Consider the following 4067-nt stretch of genomic DNA (forward strand, 5'->3'; position numbering starts at 1 on the left):
TCCCCCGTTATAGCGGTCAAGGTTGACGTAGGCGTTTGGGATCAATCCCTTGGGACGCTGCCCATTTCGTGGCAGCCATCTCTCAGTCACCATGTTGAGCCAGATCTCTCGTCGATGGCGCTGCATGAGTGACGCCGGGCTAAAACGGTTTGAACCGGCACATCCGACCTATTCTCGAACAGGTCAGGTACATCCCACGAATATTGACACAGTATTACGCTTCGTGAGATAAGTAAGCGTATGAGCACTTTTTGGGTGCTCCGGCTCTTGGTGGGAGTTCGTATCGTTAGAAGCAGATAAATACCATGACGGTCAGGATGACCGCATGAACTGTGGTTGAAGATACATCGACGCCCGCGAGGAGCCACCAACCCTCGCGGGTTTTCTATTCAACCACTTTTTAAGCGAAGATCATTATGACTATCCATATCTTTAATTCCCCAGCGGGAGCAGGTAAAACCCATGCGCTCGCCCTTTATGCAGACCGTCTCGCCCGTCGTGGCCAGAAGGTCCTCTTCATCCAGCCGACCATTCACCTGATCAACAAGACCATTCAGGAAGAGCTTATACCGCTCGAACCGCCGTATTCCCTGCGGGCCATCCATGGTGATGCAGATCTGACGACGAACTCTGTCGTCGCCGATATCGTGATCCACTTCCAGAATGCCGTTGATGGCGAAGGCGAAGTCCTCTTCATCACGCATCCGGCCTTCCTGCGGGTGCCGTACTTCGAGCGCAAGGATCGCTGGGTTCTCGTCATGGACGAGGTTCCTCAGGTGGACGTGTATGACGAACTCACCCTGACTGAGACCCACGATCTCATCACGCCGCACCTGACCCTGGTCGCGGAAGGGGCGGTCTATGGTCGCCTCATCGCGAAGGAGGATCTGGCGCGATGAGCATGAAGAAGATCGCCCGTAACAAGCACGGGGATGACCTCCTCAAGGTCTTCGGCCCTCTGGCAAACCGCATCGTGTCGGACCACTGGGAAGTCTATGCCCACCAGAGCCAGTACGAGCGGCTGGTCCGGGGCGAGAAGACAGATAGCTCTCTTCGGACCTACTCGATCCTGAAGCCATCGATCTTCGATGGCTTCCAAAAGGCCATCGTCGCGTCGGCGTGCATGACAGACACCATGTTCTTCCGTCTTTACACCGCACGGGGCATCGACCTTCAGCCGGTCAAGGGAAAGCTGTGCCGGGATCTGCGCTACGATCAGCACGAGCACGGAGAGCGGATCACCATCTATTACGCCGCCACTGAGGCATGGTCGAAGACATACCGGGATAAGATCGTCGAGGACGAGCAAGGCGTCACCACCAAGTTCATCGACAAGATCAAGCAAGCGATTGTGATCCTGTTCGGCGCTGAGCCCTTTCTCTGGATGGGCAACAAGGATCTGCCGGACAGCTTCTTCCCCCAGGCCGGAGCCACACGGCTCCCCAACACACCCCATGGGCTCAACAGCTTCCAGGGCTATCACAATGTAGCGGTCATCTCGGCCCTGAACCCACCACCCGTGCACTTTAGCTTCATGGAAAGCTGCAAGATCAGCGGTGAAGAGCTTCGGACGGCCCATTATCGCAGTGCGGTCTATCAGGCCGTGATGCGCTGTTCGATCCGCAAACCCGGCGATGAGAACCCAAAGCGGGTCGTCGTCATGGATCGGGATACGGCTGAATGGCTTGCCAACCTGTTCCCTGGCGCAAAGGTTCAGCCGCTGGATGGCATGGGCATTGCGCCGAGCAAGGGGACGGCAGGGCGTACGCGCCAGTACGAGAGCAATGCTGAGAAGAACCGGGCTTACAACGAGCGCCAGGAGCGCGAGTGGCTCGCGCAACTCGATGCCATCAACGGGACCTCATTCATAGGAGGCCGCTACCGCCTCCTGGTTCAGGAGGTCAGGGATCAGATGAAGGAGTTCGCCCGTGACGAAATCCCCTTAAAAGAAGGGAATATCGTCACGCCATCGTTGACGAGCGGCACCGCCTTCGCCTCGATCTACGACACGATCCCGCTCGGTCACGTGGACTACACGGACGACGAGTCCTTCATCTCTGCCCTGCGGGATCTGCACGGGCGGCAACTGGCGGCGAAGGAGGACGCGGGGCTCTTCAGCCCGGCCCACTTCGAGGCCGACAAGGCGACGGACACCAGTCGCGGGCTCGACAACATCACTCATGTGCGAGGGATCTGGCTCGACAACGACGGCGGCGACCTGACCCCGGAAGCCTTCGCGGATCTCTTCCCCAGCCTGCGGATGGTGATCTGGAACACCTACTCCTCGACCCTGGACAAGCCACGCTGGCGCGTCTTCATCCCGACTACCTATGCCATGAGCCTGGATGTGTACGGGCTCATGATCGGTCAAATCGTGAAGGTGCTGAACGACGAAGGCTACTGGGGCAAACGGCAATTGGAGAAGAACCACAGGATCAAAAGGCGGCGCTGCCATGGCTTCGACGAGTCGAAGTTCACCCCGGCAAGCCTGTTTTACTTGCCCTGTCAGGCCAAGGACCCGGCCCATTCCTTCTTCGACGATTACAACGATTTGAAGCGAGGTCCCCTCGACCTGTGCCAGTGGATCGAGCACTGCATCCTGGATCTGCGGCCTGATCCGGAGCCGGAGCCCGCGACCACACCGGCTGCTCCGAAGGCTCCGACGATCACGGAGACGAGCATCTCGACCAAATTCCAGGATCTTCGGGACAAGCTCCTGGCCGATCAGGCGAAGAGCCGGGCCGGTCAGCAGGCAGCCATGATCGAGAAGGCCATCGACGAGTGGCGCACCGCTCCTCGCGGTGATGGGAACAACGCCTTCTTCCGGTTGGGTGCCGCTCTTCAACGAGCGGGCCTGGATGAGATCGAGATCCGAGAGAGGCTGCGCGAAGAAGTGGCGTATGCCCACTCCAAGAGCGAGCGTCGCAAGGAGATCCCCGGCATCATCAAAAGCCTGCGCCGTCGCGGGACAATCCGGTAACGCACTCGATGACCATAATGGCCTGGGATCATCCCAGGCCATTCGTCATGCGGCAACGATCTCTGGGTTGCTCTCATCATAGGCCAGGGACTGCTTGATCCGCTGCACGGTGGCCATTCCAGCGCCAGTCTCCCGTCGTTCGAACGATTTTACGAAAGGACCTATGCAGCTTCGGCTACAGCGATGGCTTCGCGCTGTCCTGCACGAAGCGCCGCGTAGTAGCTCGACTTCGAGATCCCCAGCACACGACAGGTCTCCGGCACCGTCGTCGCCGGATCATCATGGGCGAGCATCACCTGCCGGATCAACGACGACGTGAGCTTCGGGGGTCTGCCAAAACGCACTTGGCGCTGACGGGCGAGAGCAACCCCAGCTTTGGTCCGTTCTATGATGAGTTCTCGTTCCATGGCGGCAAGGCTGCTCAATACCCCGACAAAAAACCTGCCCGTAGCCGAGGCCGTGTCAATGTTCTCGCGCAGAGAAACGAGCTTCGCGCCCTTCTTCTCGATCTCTTCAACGATTTGAAGCAGGTGAAGCTGGGATCTCCCTAACCGATCCAAGGCATACACATAGAGGCGGTCGCCGGGTCTCAGCAGATCCAGAACTCGTCGGAGTTCGGTGCGATCCCGCTTCATGCCGGATGCCTTCTCTCGATAGATGTCGCGGTCGTCCACCCCCGCCTTGATCAGCCCATCGAGTTGAATGTCCCAGTCCTGCGCCGATGTTGAGCACCGCGAGTAGCCATACGACCGTCCAACCATCCAGAAACTCCCGTTTAGTTTGGGAAGATTCTCGCACGGACTTTCTGCACCGCCAACGGCTTGTGTTTTGGTCATTCGAGTCAGTGACCAGAAACTGAAGACTTTTTGGAATGTCGGGTTGCGTTCGTCGAAGCCAGATACTGCCAGCAGAAAACCGTTTGAATCCGCCCGGTCCACCAATCGAAACGTCACTGGCCGGGTCTGTTACCCGATAGGTAAAGCCCGATGTATTCCGCCACGCCCGAAACAGCTTCATGGACGACCGGAAAATAAGGGCTTGCGAGGTCCGAGTTCGAGAGGGTTTTTGGAACAGGAACGGAGAGGGT

The 4067-nt window shown here is 58.3% G+C and carries 3 protein-coding genes; 2 read left to right on the forward strand and 1 reads right to left on the reverse strand.

The annotated features are described in order from the left end of the window. Positions 1 to 416: 416 nt before the first annotated feature. Together FS320_RS39560 and FS320_RS39565 are read left to right on the forward strand one after the other, a co-directional pair. Complete coding sequence (locus FS320_RS39560) at positions 417 to 899, forward strand: DEAD/DEAH box helicase family protein (RefSeq protein ID WP_152717879.1); 483 nt, start codon at positions 417 to 419, stop codon at positions 897 to 899. After that, positions 896 to 2980: a hypothetical protein gene (locus FS320_RS39565; protein ID WP_152717881.1), complete on the forward strand. Its 2085-nt coding sequence runs from the start codon at positions 896 to 898 to the stop codon at positions 2978 to 2980. Before FS320_RS39560 ends, FS320_RS39565 begins: the two co-directional genes overlap by 4 nt. 161 nt (positions 2981 to 3141) lie before the next feature. Here the strand turns inward: FS320_RS39565 and FS320_RS39570 are convergent, their stop codons facing one another. Then, entirely contained in the window at positions 3142 to 3918 is a 777-nt protein-coding gene (locus FS320_RS39570; protein ID WP_338105668.1) for a recombinase family protein, read from the reverse strand. Positions 3919 to 4067 lie beyond the last annotated feature (149 nt).

The sequence above is a fragment of the Microvirga tunisiensis genome, assembly GCF_009296175.1.
Classification (GTDB): Bacteria; Pseudomonadota; Alphaproteobacteria; order Rhizobiales; family Beijerinckiaceae; genus Microvirga; species Microvirga tunisiensis.

What these genes read in the sequence shown, in the direction of transcription:
- FS320_RS39560 (WP_152717879.1), top strand. Translation starts at nt 417, where the DNA reads ATGACTATCCATATCTTTAATTCCCCAGCGGGAGCAGGTAAAACCCAT.
- FS320_RS39565 (WP_152717881.1), top strand. Translation starts at nt 896, where the DNA reads ATGAGCATGAAGAAGATCGCCCGTAACAAGCACGGGGATGACCTCCTC.